The sequence below is a fragment of the Erythrobacter sp. SN021 genome (assembly GCF_021864455.1).
Map to the genome: position 1 here is coordinate 26,000 of NZ_JAKKUW010000003.1, position 19,274 is coordinate 45,273.

Here is a 19,274-nt window from a genome sequence, read left to right on the forward strand (position 1 = left end):
CTCGCCCTTCGCACGGGCATCTATCTTATTTTTTCGGTTAATTTGCTGCACTGCCGAGAAAGGTGCTGGACCGTGTCAATCTCCGCGCCGCGGCGACGAAGATAAGAACGAAACAGAGTGCAACCGGCGTATTCATAATCATTGGCAGAGACATTTCATTGTTGCCGACAATCGATACAGCGATGAAAATCGCCGTTCCTTCCTGTCGCATGAGATGCTCAATGCCGATGGCGATATTCTCTTTACGTGAGAGACCGGCGAATCGCACGATGGCCACAACCACGAGCACGACGACCAGATTGATCGCGACCGTTATCCAAAACAGCGCGCCCAGATTCTCACGGAGGACGGGGACCTGATCGAACAGGATCAGGCCAAAGGACCCGAACAGCACGATCATAGCCGCATTTTTCACATAAGGCTTGAGCCGCAGCGCGAGCTGAGGTCGCCAGGCACGCACCGCGAAGCCGGTCGCCACCGGCAGCAGGGTGATCGAGAAGATATCCCAGAAAAACTGGCCGAGCGGAATGTTAACCTCCGCGTCGAGGCCCATGAAATGCAACAGTGCAAAGTGCGCATAGAACGGTACCACCATGATATAGATCATGCTGATGACCAGAGTCATCGACATCGACAGGGCCAGATCGCCCTTCGCCATGTCGGTGAAGAGGTTGGACAGCATCCCTCCAGGCGTCGTCGCAAGCAGGACGAAGCCAACGGCCAGCGCCGGTGAAGGCGCCACGGTGAGCGCCATGGTCACGCCAATCAGCGGCGGCACCACCAGCATGGAACAAACGCCCAAGACAAGAGCACGCTTGTTGCGAAAAACCTGCCTGAAGTCGTTCGCGGTCAGCGAAAGTCCCATGGAAACCATAATGGCGACCAACGACCCCGGCAGGAGCCAATCGCCCAGTAACGCCATTACATCATCATACGCCATGCGCGCTCCTCAGGCTATTTCGAAGGAGAGCGTGCAGGCGCCGTTGTAACGGATCGTGCGGCAATCGGCCTGCGCTTTGGCCAGATCTTCGTCCAATATCCGCGCGCAGACATTGGCCTGTATCCAACCAAACGGCATCATCAAACGCCCCCCGGCACCGTAGAACAAGCCGACGTCGTAGAAATCTCCAGGGGGCAGCCCCTTGGTGCTTCCCGCAGCGAGATACGCCAGGACGATATCGCCTGCCTCAGGGTAGGAGGTGGCGTTCTCAGGCGGTAGGACGGGGCGCTCCATTGTTCCGGGCAGAACACCTGCCGGCATCGGAACGGAAATCTCCGGCCCGGTCCAGATGGCATGTAGCGCCTCGAAGCTGGCCTGACGCTCTGCCAGTTCCCACAAGAACCGTGCCGACACCGGCGCCACATCGTGCAAGAGCTGGCATCGCGCCGAAAGGCCGGATTCCGGTTCAACCAATCGAATCATCTGCATGACGCCCCTCAATCCGCCCCGGTGGCCGCAAGATACTCTTCCTTTTGCAGCGCGATCGGGACATTTCCGTTCAGCCACAGGAAGTCGTGGAATCGTTTCAGATCGAAAGCATCGCCTTCCCGCACACGCGCTTCGGCGAGGAATTCGGCGGTCTGCATCTTACCGATCTGATAGCTGATTGCCTGCCCCGGTGCGGCGGCGAAAAAGACCGCCTCATGCTCCGCCGTGGCACGATCCATCGGCACCATGGCTTCGAGATAGTCTGCGGCCTCGGCAATGGTGAACTCGCCTAGTGCCAGCTTGACGTCGACCTCAACTCTCAACGCCCGGGCACGTGCGAAATTGTAGATGATCTCGCGCGATTTGGGGGAATCCGCCCAAAGACCCGCCTGCAGCATCATCTCTTCGGCATAGAATCCCGTGCCCTCGTTTGCGCCGCTGTCATAGTAATGACGCCGCAATGGATTGGGATGTTTCCATCCTAGTGTGAGCTGGAAGAAGTGACCGGGCACCCCTTCGTGCACAATGATCGGTTTGGGATCTCGAGTGATCGACAGGTTAAAATAGCCAAGGTCGGGTGACGGGTCGGGCAAGTAAACGGTGGCGTTCTGCCCGACCCGACCCTGGCTGGTCAGATCGAAAGTCCTGCCCATCCAACCGATTGGAGCCAAGTATGTCGGAAATGGCTGTGCATTGTAGTGGCCCGCCCAATCGGGAACTGTCAGCAGCCCGCGCTCGCCCAGGAAACGGCGAATGTCCAGTTCGTCGGCATTCAACCGCGCGGTGACAGCGTCTACCGAACTGCCGATCGGTAGTTCAGGCACCCCCGCGTTGCGATTACGCTCCAATTCCTCGAAAAGCACCGAACGCGCCCATTCCTGCCGTCCCATGACGAGCAGCTCTTCCGCCGAAAAAGGATAGAGCGCCACCTCATTCAGAAAAAACCGATAGCTTTCCTCACCCACGGCCGTGCTGTCGGGCAGGCCGTCCCGATTGTTTTCGAGAAACTCACCAAACTGCGCGGCCGCGGCAATGGCGTTTTCGACCGATGCGACCAGAGCTTTTCGCTGCTCGGGCGTAGCATGGGGTTCCAGCCCCGCCACCATACCGCGCAAACTGCGCGGGACCATACCGAGTTGCGCCAGTGCGGCGTCAACGAACGGGTCCCGCATATCGTCAAGATTGTGGCGGGCGGCGACGAACACCGCCGGGGCGTTTTCCAGCAAGCGCACAACCTGTGCAATGCGCTCGCTTTCGACCGGAGGGGGAGGCAAAAGCACTTCGAATATCGGCGTAAAGGCTTGCGCGACATAAAAGTGTGGCTGTCGCCGCCATGCAGCGACATGATCCAGTTCCCAGCGGACTCGTGCGAGGGCCGAGCCGACGAGCCTGTAATCAACCGAGTGGCTGACATTCCTGGGTTCATCCGCGAGGCGGGTCCAGCGTGCCTCGAACTGGCGCAACGCATCCCTCTGCCGGGCAATGGCTTGTGGCGACCAATCGGGAACCCAGCCACTGGGGCGTTCGATACGGGGTATGTCATCGCCCGTGGTCGGCTGCGTCGTTGCACGCCATGCCCAGAATTCGGCGCCCAGCTCTTGCACCGCCGCTTCCGTAGCGGTCGCGGGGGAGGCCAGTAACAAGGCCCCTGCTGCGACAAGACTCATCAGTGCACGCAGCATCCTATTTCCTATTCTTCACGTTGCGGTCGAAAAAATCGATCATCTTGCGAAACGAGAACCGAGTCTGAGGCAGGTTTTCGAGATCCCAGCCGTGATGGGCACCCGGCAGGGTCACCAATTCGAACATCTGCTCCCGTTCGATCATTCCTTCGGCCAGCGCGATCGTGTCGGAATAAAGCACCACCGGATCGCGCGAACCGTGGATGATCATCAGCGGATCTTCGATACCTGCGGCGTGATAAAGCGGCGACTGCGCCTCGTAGCGCGCAGGCATGTCATCACCCTCGGGTGGCCCCATGATCCACATCTGCGAGGGGTAGGCGTGCCAGACATTGGTGGCCGGTGCGCCTGCTATGCCGGCGGCATAGACACCCGGCTTCTTGGCGAGCGACATGATCGTCATCAGGCCACCGTAGCTGGACCCCCAAATCCCGACACGGTCTGGGTCGGCGTGACCTTGCGCGATCAGATAACGCACACCGCTTTCCAGATCGTTGATGTCGGTTCCGCCGTAACTGTGCAGCTGGGTCTGATTGTGTTCACGCCCCTGTCCCCATGATCCACGGACATTCACGCTGATTATCAGATAGCCCTGCCCGACCAGATACTGGTCCAGTCCCCAGGTCGGATGCGACCGCCGACCGCCCCATTGATTGCGTACGGCATCCGAATAAACAGAACCGACGATTACGGGATAGCGCCGGGTTGGATCGAAATTCGCCGGCACACTGAGACGGGCGACCAGCTTCATGCCATCCACATGGCTTGAAAACTCGACGTACCGTGTATCCGCCCATGTCTGGTCGTAGAATTCCGGTTGCGGCGAACGGGTCACTCTTGTCGCCTCTCGCGGTCTGTCCGTATCGATCACAAACAGTTCAGGGGGCATCGTATCGCTGCTGTACCAGTCAGCGATACGGCTGAAATCGGGCGAGTAGACCGGTTGGTGAGTTCCAGATGCGCTCCCTGAAACACGCTCCACCTCGCCGCCAGCGGCAGGCACGCGATAGATCTTGCGATCGGCCAGGTGCGATTTGTTCGCAGTGAAGTAGAGCGATTTCGTCGTGCCATCGACCGCGAAGGACTCGATTTCCCATTCGCCTTGAGTAATCTGGTGCGGCGGCTCGCCGGCATTGCGTTGATGATAGAGGTGCAACCAGCCATCGCGGTCGGTCAGAATGATCAATCCATCGTCGGCCGGTGCCCAGTCGACTTGCCAATCGGGCCGCAGATGGCGGGGGTCGCGAAGCTGATAGAATGTTTCGCGGGCTCCGCTTCCCACATCGTAAAGATAAATCGTGTGTTCTTTGGCCTCGAGGTCGGAGCCGCTGATGAAGAGTCGTTTGCCATCGCCCGACAGACCGTAATCCCATATGTGGTGCTTGGGATCGGGCCGATCGAAATACCGAATCTCGTTTGAAGCCAACGAGACCAGGCCTATGCGCGCGCGCGTTGTTTCGTCACCCGGGAAAGCCCGGATCACACGGTTGTTCTGCAACTCGCCATCGGCATAGAAATAGATATCGCGCTCGGGCATCGCGCGGTCATCCGAATGATGGAATACAATAGACCCACTATCGTCCGCCCACTCGTAATCCTGAACGTATATCTTGGGATCATCACTCCCAACCAGGCGCCGGGCGGAATTCTCCCTTCGATCCTCCGTTGAGCGAATCCAAAGCTCCCCGCCCAAAGTGACACGATTGCGAGTATCGACCGGACTACCCGAAACAAAAGCAAGCCATTTTCCGTCGGGGGATACAGCAAGGCCGCGCACCGCTTGCTTTTCGGTTTCGATCGGGGAAACCGATCCGTCGGGTTCGCGAATATGGAGTTTCCCGCCGAGGGTGAAAGCGACCCGGCTGTCCCCCAGCATCACGGCCTGGGAAATGCCCGGCCGTTCCGCATGAGGAACGCTATCTTGTCCAAGAAAGGTCAACCGGGTTTTTTCTCCGGTCCGCACCGAATAGGTCCAGATATCGCGAAAACTATAACCTTGATCATTCCACAGAAAGAGAACGGTGTCGCTGTCACTCGACCAACTGTAACCTTCCGGCGTCGTGCCGATCAGGCTTTGGTAGCGGTAGAGTTCGCCGATCGACAAGGTCGTACCAGCGACTTCCGCGGTGCCGCCCGGAACCCCTTGCTGGCGAGACACTTCATTGCCAGCCACAACAGCTGTAGCCAGAAACAGCATCACCGCCGTTCCGAACGCCCGGATCAATCCAAACCTGCCCATCTGCGGAAACTCCCCTCCTGCACTTCAGACCAAGCAATCACCTGACCGCACCGACCCTTCGCCGACGCGGCCAAGTAGCATCGCTCAGAAGTCCGCCCTGAAGCCGATCGTGAATCGGCGCCCGATAGCGTCGTAGGTCTCACGTTCGTAGAGATAGAACGGCGGATCCTCGTCCAGCACATTATCGATCCCTGCGAAGAAGGTGAAATTATCGACGACGTCGTAGTAGGCACTGAGGTCGAAGTAATGCACGTCGCCGGTTTCCGGTACAGCCAAGGCTGGCGGCTGAGCACCGGACGCTTTCGCGCCAGCGATCCGCCCATCCGTGGCCGAGCCGATGAAACGATGCCGCAACGAAAGTTGCAACCTGTCTGCTTCCCAAGTCAGCCGCTGGGTAAAGCGCCACTTCGGGCTGGCCGTTCCGCAGCTTCCGCCACGAATATAGCCAGCGCAGTTCACCGGGTTCACAATGGGGCTGCCCTGCGAAATATTGTCGATGAGGTACGTACCGGCAATATAATAGTTCAACGATGAGGCGGCGAGATCGTGGCGATAGTCCAGACGGTAGTCGACGCCGCGCGCCTCCATTTTTGCGATATTGGCGTTGAGCAGCGGTACGTCATAAAGCTGACCGTCGGGGGTGCGGTTCCGCAGAGGGACGCAAAACACATTCTCGAGCGACATGTCCGCATTGCAGGCGGTAATCACAGACTGCAAACCGCCACCGAAAGAACCGATCGCATCCTCTATTTTGATATTGTAATAGTCGACTGTGAGCTGAAGGCCGGGAAGGAAGTCGGGGCGGATTACCGCACCGACCGACCACGTGTCGGAGGTTTCTTCCTGCAGGTTTGGATTACCGCCCGTTACCGCGCGAATCTGCTGGTTTTCCTGCTGAAAGACATCGATCACCCCGCCTGGGACACCCAGCGCATTGACGCAGAAGTCCCGCTCGGCAGCGGTGCGTTCGGGGGTAGCGTTGCAGAAGTCGACCGCCTGAGGAGCGGTGTTGGTCGCACCCGAAAAGAGCTCCACCACATTCGGCGCACGCACCGCCCGCTGATAAAGCCCGCGGAATTTCAGGCCGTCGAAGGGCGAGTACTCTCCGCCAAGCTTGTACGACCAGACCGAACCGGCCGTCGAATAATCCGAGAAACGCACCCCGCCTTCGAACGCCAGCAGCCGTATGCCAGGCATGTCAGCCAGGATCGGAACATAGAGCTCGCCATATCCTTCGACCACATCGAACGAACCCGCCGTGGGGCTGAGCCCTGCTGACCGCGAGAGCGCCTTGCCCATCACATAGAGCTGATCGGGATCGAAGGACGAGCTTTCCTTGCGATACTCCGTCCCGAGCGAGATACCGACATCGCCAGCCGGTAGCGTGAACAGCGTTCCTGTAAGGCTGGCACCGACCTGCTTCTGCTTGATCGTGGTGATGTTGGTCAGATCAGTGTAAATGTAGTCGATCATTTCCGGCGTCATCGAATAGAGACCGAAAGGATTGAGAACAACGCAATCCGGATCGTCCGTGGCACAGCTGAAGGGATCGTTGGGATCGGTGAGGAAGCCGTTCGCGAAATTATCGACAAGGACACCGCCGCCCTGCACGTCGGTAACCTTCGTCTGCCCCTGGTTGAAGAACACCTCCCACGAAAGCCTGTCGGTCAACTCGCCCTTGAGACCGACAACGAAGCGCCAGAAGTCACGCGTTTGGTCGCTGGTGCGCGAACCCCCATCGAGAAGGCGGCGATTGATATTGACTGGGACAAGGCTGTCCCCATCATCGTCCATATTGTCGCTGAGAAATTGACGCAGCGTTGGATCGAGGTAGGGATTGCGCAAGTCGAGTTGGAAACCGGGGATGAAGCCCGAACTGCTCATGGGGACCGCGCCCAGCGTCGAATTGATCTTGCTGTGCACATACGACCCTTCCCAGAACGCCGTTACACCGTTGGTTACGTCGTAGTGACCCAGAACCGAACCCTGCCAGCGCTCCATGGGCATCTGGAGGTTGGTGTACGGGCGATCGTTGAAGCCATCGCTCGGCCGATAGGCGCGCCAGCCCTCCGGCGCGAAGAAGATGCCGGCAGTCCCGATCGTGTTGCCATAGGGATCGGTTAGCCCGACCAGCTCGGGCGAGAAGATCGTACCCTGGGGCGTCACGCCATTGCCGGATTCCACCAGTACCGGTTTGCCGTCGATGATGGCATCGGCAAAATAATCCAGCGCGTGATCACGCGCCGCGCCCTTAACCTGAGCGCGATTGTAGTAGCTTCCGTGAAACACGACATTGCCGCGGCCGTCGGCAAAATTGCCACCCGCCGTCATGTCGAAGTTATAGCGCGCGGCATCGCCCTCGTCGCTAATGCCGTACGAACCACCGACCTCGAGGCCTTCGAAGTCATCCCTCATGACGAAGTTGACCACACCAGCCATCGCGTCCGAACCGTAAACGGCCGACGCACCGCCGGTGACGACTTCGATCCGAGAAACCAGCGACGGCGGGATCATATTGAGATCGACGACCCCATCCTGGGACGCACCCACAATTCGTCGACCGTTCTGAAGCACCAGCGTACGCACAGTGCCAAGTCCGCGAAGATTTACCGTTGCCGAGCCATTCCCGGTGTTGGATTGTGCGCCTGCACCGGCAACCGCTTGTGGCAGTGCGTTAAGGAGTTGCTCGGTTTCGCTGGTGACGGAAAGCTTGATTTCTTCTTCCCCGATAACGTTGACCGGGCTGTTCGACTCCACATCGGGGCGAGGAATGCGCGAGCCGGTGACAACGATCGACTCCCCCGCGCTCGGCGCCTCTTGTGCCGTCGCTGTGCCGACCACGGCCATCGAGAGAAATAGCGCCGAAGTTCCCTTCAGCGCCGCACCAAAGCCTATAGCGTTCTCACTCACCATTTTGATTACCTCCCTGAGCTTTGTCGTTCACCTGCCGGACCCGGGAGCCCCTCACAGATCATTCTTGTGAACATTTGCGTGATTTTCAGCATATTTTTACGAGGCCGTCAATTGTCTTGGTCAGAAATTTGACAATCGGGTCGCTTCGATGACTACGATCGCCAGTCCCTGGGCGCTAGTGGCGAGCTAGCACCTCTAATACGAGATTATAAAATAAGGGATTTTTATCTCTCAGTCTCCGAAGAACAACCTCTTTTCATATGGCGGTCAAAGCCAATCGGTCCGGAGAACGGACCGGAGCGCCACGAGCTAAGGACCGTTGCATGACCGCTTGACGAATACCGATACACGGGACATTATAACACATAACATATGATTATTGTTATAATGTCCCGTGGAGAACGAAGGACCGCCCGCACATCTAAGAGGGGATGATTCATGCGAAATATTGCTTCTGCGACCGCCGCGATTCTGCTTGCCGGAATCATCATGCCGACGGCAGCGAACGCCTCGACTCCAGCAGATCGCCCCGACAAGACAACACCCGAAAGCAACATTCCGTCTGGGAAGCGGTCGTATCAGGAGCTCGTCGCCCTGTTCGCGGCTTTCGACGAATGGCGCACCCTGCAGCCGGTCGAGGGCGTCATCGACTACAGCCAGTCTACGGTGAAGAGGCGCAAGGAGGAGCTGCGGGCGTTCCAGGCGCAGTTGCCGGATTTTGCAGTAGCTAGCTGGGACCGCCATCGGCAGGTCGATTACCTGGCGATTCGAGCGCAGATGGATCTTGCGGATTTTACGCTCAGCGTGACCAAGCCCTGGGCGCGCGATCCGGGCATGTATGCCGACGAAGTGCAGCGCCTGGCTTATGTTGAACTGCCGCTGCAGGGGAATGAGCTGAGCGAGTTCCGAGCCCGGATAAAGGCCATCCCCAGATATCTTGCTCAAGCGCGTATCAACCTTGATTCTGTCGCTGCGGACTATGCCGATCTTGCCATACACAGCCTTTCGCACGGCGATGGGGTCGGCCATGGCATGCCCTATCGTGCCGTGGAGCCCGAAGGCACGATAGGCTGGTTTGCGGATCTCCGTGCCCGGGCGACTGTCCAGCAGCCGCAACTGGTCGCCGATATAATCGAGGCCCAAACGGCAATTGTCGGATTCAAAGACTGGCTGGTCGCGTCTCGCCCGGAAATGACGGCTCGGGCGGGAGTGGGACGCGAAGCGTATGACTGGTTTCTCACCAATGTGCGGCTGATGCCCTACGATTCCGACCAGATCGTCACACTTGCCGAGCGCGAATTGCAACGTCACTGGGCGAACTACACTACTGAGCGTCATCGCAACCGCAATCTGCCCGAGCTGGAACTCCCGCTATCGGCCGAGGAGTACCAAGAACAGCTCGCCGGGACCGACGCGAAAATCCGTCAGTGGCTGATTGACGAGGAGATTGTCTCCATTCCCCACTATATTCCGGATAGCTATCGGGAAATGGGATACAACGCGCCCTGGATCGTACGACCGGACGGGCCGATGTTCTGGGAGCAAATTCAATTTCGCGATGCATCACCCGATCATCTCCACGCAACCTTCCCTGGCCATCGTTTCGATGGAATGATGGCGCGGCACGTGTCGCACCCCATCCGCCGCAACATCAGCGATAGCGGGCGCACGGAAGGTTGGGGGTTCTATCTGGAAGAAACCGCCCTCCAGCTTGGTCTCTTCGATGATCGACCGCGCACGCGTGAGTTGATCTATATATTCGGCCTGTTCCGCGCGGCACGGACGGTCGGCGACGTCAAGATGCAACGCAACGAGATGTCGATGGCCGAAACCATGGCGTACTGGCAAGACTGGACACCCTATCTCGACGAAAACGTCGCGCGCGTCGACGCCGGCATCTACATTCGCCGCCCTCCCGGGTATGGTATGACATATACCATTGGTGCCATGCAGCTGCAGAAACTCTTGGTCGACCGGAGACGCCAATTGGGTGATGCCTTTTCGATCAGGGACTTTCACGACTATCTTATGAAAACGGGTCGTTTTCCCGTCTCGCTTCTCCGTTACGATCTGACGGGTCATGACGACGAAATCCGGAAGCTTTGGCCTCACACCCCGCTTGCCGAAATCCTGCAAAAAGACTGAGCCGCACCGGGAAACGATCTCCCCAGCACGACGACGCGCGAACCCGACGAGCTCCCCGCAGCGGCATGCGCGCATTTCGGGCTCTAGCGGAATGCTTTCGGGGCGTGGGATGGGCCCGATTTCCTCCAGGGCATGCTTGTCACAGCCAACCGTGTTGAGGCATTGGATATCCTTGGCGTCCCGCTGCGCAATCAATTCGCCAACACACCATTGGCGTCGTCGCGATAAATGACCCCGTCCTTCATCACGAAACTGATCGAACGCAAGGCCGAGATATCGACTGTCGGATCGCTATCGACCGCGATGATGTCCGCAAGCAGGCCTGGTTGCAACCGACCGACTTGATCTTCGATCTTGAGCATCTTCGCGGTCTGCGTAGTGCCCGCCTGCAACGCTTCCAGCGGGGTCATGCCAGCCTTAACGTAAAGCTCGGCTTCCGCGACGGTTGCCGTGGTGCCGCTGTTGGGCTCAAACGGGAACTGGTCAGTCCCGAGTGCGATGTTGACGTCTGCCTTGATGGCATTCTGAAGCATCGCCCAATGCTGCTTGCCGGTCGACCTTACCCGTTCCAGATACCATTCGGGCGAGCCGATCTTGCGGAAGAATTCCATCGCTCCGGCTTGTGAAACCACGATCGTCGGCACCAGCCAGATGCCCTTCTCTTCCATCGCGGCCAGATTTTCAGGAGTGAGAAAATAGCCGTGCTCGAAGCAGTTGATGCCGAATTTTATCGACTGTTCGGCCGCTGCTGGAGAACCGTTATGCGCAGTTACCGGTATACCGTTGCGATGTGCGACCTCGATCAGGGTTGCAAGCTCCTCGTCAGTCATCGGTGCCGCACCAATGCTGCCGTGCGTGTCGGAGATGCCGCCAGAAATCGCTATCTTGATCCAGTCCGCGCCTTTCTTGATCTGCTCACGTACTGCCCGTGCAAGTGCGTAAGGACCATCCGCTTCCAGAAAGCCGTGCCCGCCCGTTGGCACGATGATCTCCCCGGCAGTCTTGACGCGCGGACCAATGGCCTCGCCCTTCTGGATCGCACGACGGACAGCAAAATCGACCCCGTGCGTCTCCCCCACGAGCCTCACCGTCGTGACGCCAGCCAGCAGTGATTTGCGGGCGTTGTTGGCCATGCGGAGGGCGAGTTCAGGATCTGTTTCGTCCGCAAGTTCCGCGCCTTCGCTGCCGGGCAACACAAGACCAAAGTGGGTATGCATGTTCATCAGGCCCGGAATCAACCACTTGCCCTTCATGGCGACCACCTGCGCGTCATCGGGAATCACGACCGAAGACGCCGGACCGATTTCGGCAATCGTATTTCCGCGAATGACGACTACCGCATCGCGCACCGGAGCGCCGCCATCGACGTCCACGACATTGGCTTCGGTCAGGACGATAGTCTCTTCACTTGCAGCCCGCTGCACGGGTGCCGCATCCGGTACCGCCTGCGCACTCGTTGCCGCGATCGCCGCAAGCAGACCAACAAAGGCCCGCCGGATTGTTGCCATTGTCATTATCGTCACTCCTGTTCGAAGTCTTTCAGGCTTCGGCCCATTGCTGCACGGCCTTTTCCATCACCGCCATGGGCATCGGCCCCGAAGTGAGGATTAAATCATGGAACTTGCGGATGTCGAAGCGTGGTCCCATCCTCTCGCGAGCTGCTTCGCGGCTGTCGACAATGCGCGTGGCACCGACCTTGAAGCTGCATGCCTGGCCTGGATAGACTGAATATCGGGTCACTTCGCGTTCGGTTGAAAGCGGTTGTTCGCCTGCGTTTTCGACCATCCACCGGATCGCTTCATCTTTCGTCCAGCGTTTGTGGTGTAGGCCGGTGTCCACCACAATGCGCGCCGCGCGGAACAATTGCGATTGCAGTTCGCCAATGCGCCCGAAGGGATCGTCGTCGAAAATGCCGAGCTCTGCCGCGACCTGCTCGGCGTAAAGGGCATAACCTTCGGTATAGGCTGAAAACCTGACTATCCTGCGGAAGAGCGGCAAAGACGGTGCATGGGCAAGCACGCTATATTGGAAATGGTGTCCGGGCACGGCCTCGTGATGCGTCAGTGTCGGTAGTCGCCAGAGTAGATGTTCGGCAGGGTTTCGCAGGTTCAACGAATAGACGCTCGGCTCGCCAGGGGCTCCTTCGCTATAGAATGCCCCGGGTGCGCCCGCCTCGACAGCAATGGGAATACGCCTGACCACAATCGGGTTGACTGCTGTAATGCCGAAGGCTTCAGGCAGTTTGGCGGTTATGTTTTCGACATGACGGCGGGCAAGCTCCAGCAATTTCTCGCGTCCCGCATCGTCATTGCTAACCTTAAAGCGCTGATCCGCATTAAGAGCGGCAATGCGTTCGCCTACAGTGCCCTGGCTCATGCCCTGGGCCTTGAGCAGCGCGTCGATCCGGGAAAGCAGCGATGCACACTGCTCCAGGCCGAGCTCATGTAGATCGTGCGGCGCGATGTCTGTCGTCGTATTCGCCTGCACCGCGCTTGCATAATAGGCATCGCCGTCGGGCAGGTGCCAGACCCCGGCCGTATCGACTGCTTGCGCGCGGACAGCTTCAAGGGCCTCGATCTGCCGGGAGAGCGCTGGCTGGATGGTCTGTCGAAAAATATGTGTCGCCCGCTCGGCATCACCCCGCCTGTCGAGGGCTTGCATCCTTGCGATCGCGGGTGCGAGAAGCGCCGAGGCAAGCGGCGGACCGTCGCGCAAGTTCTTGATTTGCGCGACCGTTTTCTCGATCACGAATTCGGGCGGAACCACCCCGATGGCAGCGTCGTGCCGAATGCGAGCACTTTCCTGATCGAGCGCGATCGCGAGTCCGGAAAGACGGTCGAAATAGGCTTCCGCATCGGCCCCATCAGTGATCGGGTGGCGACCGCCGACGAAATCGGGCAGCCAGTAATAGGCACCGTTCATCTGGCTGACGACATACGGGCTGGGCCGTAGGTTCAGATCTGCATAGCCATAGAAGCCAAGCAGGCGATCCAACGTTTCGTAGACGTAGAGCGCAACGTCCCGATCAAGCGCGGCTCGCTCCGACAGACCCTGAACGGGTACGGCTCTGAGCTGTGCCAAAGCGTCCTTGACCGCGCGCCGATCGCGTTCACGCGCGGCCAGCGAACGATCATCGAGCCTGGCCCGCAGATGGGCATTTTGACCTATGTCGAAGTTGGCCGCCGTTGCTTCTTCGGGCGAACGGGCAAGAAACGTTTCGCAATGGCTTTGAAGCAGAGCTTCGAGCACAGCATCATTGCTGTGCGCCAGAGCCCTTCCGGGGCGCGACGCAAAACCCAAAGCCACACCGGCTGAAGCCGAAACCTTCAAAAATTCCCGTCTATCGCTCGGCAAGGCCCGATCTCCTCGTGGTGCCGGTGGAAGAGAAATCTACCACCGGCGGTTTCATTCCTGCCGCTATCGCGACGCGCGCGTCGCCGCGCCAGCCAGCTGTTCCTAGAACGAATAGCCTACGCTGATGCCGAACTCGCGGAAGGACGGTTCGACTTGCGAACCACTGTAGAACGCTTTTTCGTAGGCGTTGGCGTAGTATTTTGCCTTGAACAGGTTCTCGACGTAACCAACCACGCGAATATTGTCGTTCTCGAAGCCCAGACGCAAATTCACATTGTGATAGCTGGGGCTGAGGAACGGTTCACCGGGCACAGTCTTGTAGAGGTAATAGTAGGGGTTAGAGATCATCTTGGAGCGATAGCTCCATTCCCCGCGAACGAACCCCTCGAAAGAGCCGAGCGGGAGAGTGTATTGCGTCTGGGCGCCAGCGGTCCATTTCGGGGCCGTGGTTAGCTGCTGCCCCGTGAGATCGAGAATCTGTCCATCGATCAGCGCGTTGGGATAATCCCTGTATTTCGACTTGTTGTAGCCAAGCTGGCCGGCGAGCGTCCATCGCGGGGTAAGGCTGGCGCTGAAGCTGCCCTCCACCCCGTAACTCTCCGCTGACGCGGCGTTGGCGATACCGCTGACCCCACGCAGCAAGCCAGTGCCCGGATCGATGAACTGGAAACGGATCGTTTGCTGGACATCCTTCCAGTCCATGTAGAAGCCGGTGATGTCCACGCGTACGCGATTGTCAAACAGATCGAACTTGGCGCCCACTTCGTAGTTCCAGAGCGTTTCCGGATCGAACTCGTTGCGCAGTTGGGCCGAATTGCTGGTTTGGGTGCCGCCCGATTTGAAGCCGCGCGATGCGGTCGCATAAACCATGAGCGCGGGGTTAGGCTTATATGTCAGTGTGAACTTGGGCGAGATATCCTCGAACGTGGCGGACCGGTCGTTGGTGCCGGTGATGATCGTGTTCGAAGATGTCTGCGAAGTGTTGGTCACCTTTTCCCAGGAATAGCGTAGACCCGCAGTGGCCGACAGCTGATCTGTGAAGTTCAGAGTGCCTTGGGCGAACAATGCGAAGTATCGCGATGTACTGAAGCCTTCCCCGCCAGTCACCTCAAAGCCTTCACAGTCGCCGTTGGTGAAGGCAGGGCAAAGCGGGCTGTCCGCGCCGTGGAAAGTCTGTTGATCGCTATCGCCGGTGTCCTTGCCGTAGAAGGCGCCGAAGCTCCAGTCCAGGACCTGGCTTCCGGTGGATTGAAAGCGAAGTTCGCCGCTCGTCGATTCGCGGTGCAACAGAAGGTTTTCGTAAAAGAAATCTATGCTGCCACCATCAACGTCGCCATAGTTGAACAGATCCGATTCCAGATGGCCGGCAACCAGAGTGGCCTCGACAGGACCAAAATCCCAGACGGCGCGTGAGCTGTAATATTCGAACGTGCTCCCGACCTCCTGCGGACGGTTGAAGTTCACCTCGTTGGTGTTGTCCGGGAAGAAACCGACGCCGTCGGGATCGGCGATCAGACCGGCGGTTGCCCCATAATAGACCGCCGCCCACGTACGCGTGACAAAGCCGGTCGGCACACCGTTGCGCATGCCGAGAGTCTCGTCCGAATAGCTATAGGTAAAATCCCAGGTCAGACTGTCGAGCGGCGTCAGGCGCGCCTGAATGCGACCGGTATAGTATTCGCTGTCGTTGCCGCCGCCGATCGGATTGATATTGCGGATATACCCATCGGACTTTTCGTACTGGCCAGAAGCTCGGATTGCGAGCAGGCCTTCGACCACGGGGATATTGATCATGCCCTGCGCGCGCTTCGTGTCGAAGCTGGCGTAACCAAGCTCGGCATTGGCTTCGAAATAGTCGACCGGCTTCTTGGTAACGACGTTGATCGCGCCCCCGACCGCGTTGCGGCCGAAGTAGGTGCCCTGGGGGCCGCGCAGCACCTCGATCCGCTCGAGATCGACGATTTGCGGATTGCTTGTACCCGCAACGACGCTGAATTCGTCGATATAGAAGGCGTAACTTGACTGACGCACATCGGCATAGGGGTTGAGCTGATTGGAAATGCCGCGGATCGAGAGGTCTTTGCGATCACGCGAGCCGTTGGACTGAAACGAGACGTTCGGCGTCATTGCAAAAACATCATCGACGCCATTGACGTTTTGATCCTTGAGCTGCTCGGCCCCGATTGCAGTGATGGAAATTGGGACATCCTGAATCGATTCGCTACGGCGCTGTGCCGTTACGATGATGACTTGATCCGTAAGGCCTTCTTCGTCCACGTCCTGCGCCAAAACCGGAGTCGCAACACTGGCGGCTGCGACTGCGGGCAAAGCCGATGTGAGCAGGATTTTGCGCAGCCTCCGTACGTTGATACTCGACCTCATCATCAGTCTCCCCTTTGGAATTATCGAATGAAATGTGATTGCAGTTATTGAAGGTGCCCTGACCTTGGCATGAGAAAGCGGCAGAGGATCGATCAGCTCTGCCAGCACAGCGGTTCAAGCCGTCTTTGTTCGGGAGTTAGCTCGGATCGGACCAGATCTATCGACGCGATACGTCCGTCCCGGACCGTAGCGTGACCGGCGGCCAACATGCAGCCGACGCCTTCGGCCCGGCGCGAGCGGATGACATGATACGTGTATATCTTGTCCTCGGCTGTGAAGACGACCTTGAAAGGCACCACGATCTCCACCTCGCCACCCAGTGCCTGAATGTCTTGGAACCGCTCGGCCCATTGCACCACTCCGGTGATCGACCTGCGCCCATTGAGAGTCAGTGTCGCATCGGGCGTGAAAAACGCTGAAAAAGCCTCTTCGGTATAGGAACCCGGCCGGGTGAACGCACCGTTCCACCAAATAAACATGCGCGAAAGGATATCGATGGTCGGGGCATCTTTTCCAGCCTGGTGCTCAGGTCCCGAAGAAGGCCCCGGCACCTTCTTCGATTCAGCACTAACCTGAGCGCCGAGACACAGCGTAGCGGCCACCAAACCGGCCATTGCAGTACGAACTCGCTTCATCGACCGAATTCTCCAGAGCGCCTTCGCCAAGATGGCACAGTGACGCGACTGCCACGGAGTTTCAGTCAGTTACGAATTTGTTTCAATGACATCGAACAGTGGATTTTGTTGCGCCCAACGCAAATTAGCGCATGGGTTCATTCGCGTGGAAACGCGCAGCCGCAATTATCGAAGCCCAGAGCGTTTTCATAGCCAGGTGGAGTTCAATGATGCTCTTGCTCCCTTTCCAAGAAGGCGAGGGAAGCAGACCGTCGAACAGGGGGTATGGTTTCCATCGATGCGTCCAAAGTGCGCAACACGGACGAATCGTTGCGCTAAACGCAATGTAAGTGGCCATTTGATCCTTAAACGATTGTTTTTTCTCATTTTTCCGAAATTCCCCGATCCAAATCCATGCTGGAGCTTCGCGGAAGCCACGCTACCATTCGCGGCATCATTGCGATTTGGGAGAGACGCGTAATGCCTCAGTACAGCAAGTTTGCCCTTTCCCGAAGGCATGCGATGGGGTTGATGGCGTCGAGTGCGCTCGTTCCGACCATGACCTTCGCCCAAACAAGCGATGCCTCCGCCCGCCTGCGCAGTCTGCTGGATTTGAGCGCGGCGCGTGACGCAAGGCTCCACCCGCTATCCAGCGACCAGGCTCATGTGATGGGAAAGGCTCCCGCTTTCGTCGATCCCTACTCTGACTTCTATCGCAATAGACTGATTGCCTTTCGGCGCGAAGAAAGCGAAGCTCTCAAAGCGATCGATCGCGCGGCGCTGAGCGCCGTCGAAGCCATCGCGTACGACGTGTTCGCCTATTACCTGAATCAGACGATTACACTGTTCGATCGGGGGCTGTTCGATGTCCAGACCCTTGCCCCCTTCGATGCGTCTTTCGGGATGCATGTGGAATTTCCGGATTACATATCCGGAGGATCGGCGCGCTTCGATACTCTTGCGGACTATAGGCTGAATCTCGCACGCATGGATGGGTTCGCCGCCTATATGGCGAATGTCGTGACCAAGGCGCGCGAGGGTCTGACCGCTGGTTATCTCCAGCCGCGCGTTCTGATCGAGAATGTCCTGGGCCAGGTCGACGCGATGCTGGCGATGCCGATTGAAGACAGTCCGTTCTGGTTCGCGATAAAACGGATGCCCGCATCGATCACCGGTGCCGATCGCAAGGAGCTCGAGAAGCTCTATCGTGCGAGGATCGAAAATGCGATCTATCCTGCATACGGATCATGGCGGACATTTCTGCGAGACGAATATTTGCCTCGGGCTTCATCGGAACCGGGGCGCTGGGCCATGAAGGACGGCAGCGCGCTTTATGCGTGGGAACTTGCCCGGCACACCACGACCACCAAAACTCCCGACGAAATTCATGACCTTGGCCTGTCGGAAGTGTCCCGCATCCGCAAGCAAATGGAGCAGGTAAGGCAAACAGTCGGTTTCGAAGGCGACCTGAAGGCGTTCTTTGAGTACATTCGCACCAATCCGGAATTCTACTGCAAGACTCCGGAGGAGTTGATCGATCGCTTCGAAGCGATCGAGGCGCGCATTTGGCCGAACATTCCCAAGCTGTTTCATCACAGCCCGAAGGCGCCTTTCGAAGTGCGGGCGCTACCCGCGCTGGGCGATCAGCGGGGTACTGGGTATTACCGAACGGGACCGCCAGACGGAAAGTCGCCGGGCATCCTGTTCTTCAACATGTCGATGCTCGATACGCGCCCGATCCCGACGCTTGAGACGCTTACCTTGCATGAGGGCATTCCTGGCCACCACTTTCAGACGACGCTCGCACAAGAGGACGATGCACTTCCCGAACTTTTACAGAAGGGCAAGGCCACGGCGTTCACCGAGGGGTGGGGTCTTTATGCCGAATCTCTGGGGCCGGAACTGGGCCTATTCAAAGATCCGATGCAGCTTTTCGGCCACCACGACATGGCTATGCTGCGCGCCGTGCGGTTGGTGGTGGACACCGGCATTCATGCGAAACGATGGAGCAGACAGAAGGCGATAGAGTTCATGCTCGCCAACACCTCGATGGCGCCGCGCGACGTCTCAGTCGAGATCGACCGGTATATCTCCTATCCAGGGCAAGCCTGCGCTTACAAGGTTGGCGAATTGAAGATACGGGAGCTTCGAGATCGTGCTTCTCGGCGCCTGGGCGAACGGTTCGACGTGCGCGACTACCATCATCAGGTCATCGGAACCGGGTGCTTGCCGATGGATGTGCTGGAAACCAAGGTCGCGAACTGGATCGCGACCGGCGGCGGGACGACCCGCTCGTGACCGCGCGCGACTATCGGCATCGCTGGTTGCTGCTTCTGCCGTTCCTTTGGCAGGTAGGCGGTGCGCCGCTGGTCAATGACATCGCTTGGCGCCCCCTCTCATTACCGTTCCCGATGGTCTGGCAGCTTGTCGGAATCATTTTCACAACGACCGTCATCGCAGTGGTTTTCCGGCTCGATGAAAGAGCGGAAAAGGCCTACGACGAGAAGCTAGACTGA

General features: G+C 58.4%; 12 protein-coding genes. 3 read left to right on the top strand and 9 right to left on the bottom strand.

The features are described 5' to 3' along the window. Positions 1–37 precede the first annotated feature (37 nt). The 5 genes from L5849_RS07755 to L5849_RS07775 all read right to left on the bottom strand — a co-directional run bounded on the left by L5849_RS07755 (position 38) and on the right by L5849_RS07775 (position 8,260). Entirely contained in the window at positions 38–940 is a 903-nt protein-coding gene (locus tag L5849_RS07755; RefSeq protein WP_236925108.1) for a bile acid:sodium symporter family protein, read from the bottom strand. A gap of 9 nt (positions 941–949) precedes the next feature. Beyond that, positions 950–1,423 (bottom strand): DUF3830 family protein, encoded by a 474-nt coding sequence (locus L5849_RS07760; protein WP_236925109.1) that lies wholly within the window; start codon positions 1,421–1,423, stop codon positions 950–952. A 14-nt stretch (positions 1,424–1,437) separates the two neighbouring features. Beyond that, on the bottom strand, positions 1,438–3,111 hold the full coding sequence (locus L5849_RS07765; RefSeq protein WP_236925110.1) for a DUF885 family protein: 1,674 nt from the start codon (positions 3,109–3,111) through the stop codon (positions 1,438–1,440). A 1-nt stretch (position 3,112) separates the two neighbouring features. Next, complete coding sequence (locus tag L5849_RS07770; RefSeq protein ID WP_236925111.1) at positions 3,113–5,350, bottom strand: prolyl oligopeptidase family serine peptidase; 2,238 nt, start codon at positions 5,348–5,350, stop codon at positions 3,113–3,115. A gap of 84 nt (positions 5,351–5,434) precedes the next feature. Continuing rightward, positions 5,435–8,260 carry a TonB-dependent receptor domain-containing protein gene (locus L5849_RS07775; protein ID WP_236925112.1) on the bottom strand — a complete coding sequence of 942 codons (2,826 nt, stop codon included), beginning with the start codon at positions 8,258–8,260 and terminating at the stop codon, positions 5,435–5,437. A 441-nt stretch (positions 8,261–8,701) separates the two neighbouring features. Between L5849_RS07775 and L5849_RS07780 the strand changes: the two genes are divergently transcribed. Then, positions 8,702–10,408: a DUF885 family protein gene (locus tag L5849_RS07780; RefSeq protein ID WP_236925113.1), complete on the top strand. Its 1,707-nt coding sequence runs from the start codon at positions 8,702–8,704 to the stop codon at positions 10,406–10,408. Between the two features lie 191 nt (positions 10,409–10,599). Here L5849_RS07780 and L5849_RS07785 read toward each other — a convergent pair whose 3' ends face one another. The 4 genes from L5849_RS07785 to L5849_RS07800 all read right to left on the bottom strand — a co-directional run bounded on the left by L5849_RS07785 (position 10,600) and on the right by L5849_RS07800 (position 16,809). Further along, positions 10,600–11,922, bottom strand: coding sequence for an amidohydrolase family protein (locus tag L5849_RS07785; RefSeq protein ID WP_236925114.1), 1,323 nt, complete (start codon positions 11,920–11,922; stop codon positions 10,600–10,602). A 25-nt stretch (positions 11,923–11,947) separates the two neighbouring features. Further along, a complete protein-coding gene (locus L5849_RS07790; protein ID WP_306664131.1) occupies positions 11,948–13,762 on the bottom strand; it encodes a DUF885 family protein in 1,815 nt (604 codons plus the stop codon). A gap of 102 nt (positions 13,763–13,864) precedes the next feature. After that, on the bottom strand, positions 13,865–16,147 hold the full coding sequence (locus L5849_RS07795) for a TonB-dependent receptor (RefSeq protein ID WP_236925116.1): 2,283 nt from the start codon (positions 16,145–16,147) through the stop codon (positions 13,865–13,867). A gap of 89 nt (positions 16,148–16,236) precedes the next feature. After that, entirely contained in the window at positions 16,237–16,809 is a 573-nt protein-coding gene (locus L5849_RS07800) for a hypothetical protein (protein ID WP_236925117.1), read from the bottom strand. A gap of 480 nt (positions 16,810–17,289) precedes the next feature. Between L5849_RS07800 and L5849_RS07805 the strand changes: the two genes are divergently transcribed. Together L5849_RS07805 and L5849_RS07810 are read left to right on the top strand one after the other, a co-directional pair. After that, on the top strand, positions 17,290–19,056 hold the full coding sequence (locus L5849_RS07805; protein WP_236925118.1) for a DUF885 family protein: 1,767 nt from the start codon (positions 17,290–17,292) through the stop codon (positions 19,054–19,056). Then, entirely contained in the window at positions 19,053–19,274 is a 222-nt protein-coding gene (locus L5849_RS07810) for a DUF3311 domain-containing protein (protein WP_236925119.1), read from the top strand. Before L5849_RS07805 ends, L5849_RS07810 begins: the two co-directional genes overlap by 4 nt.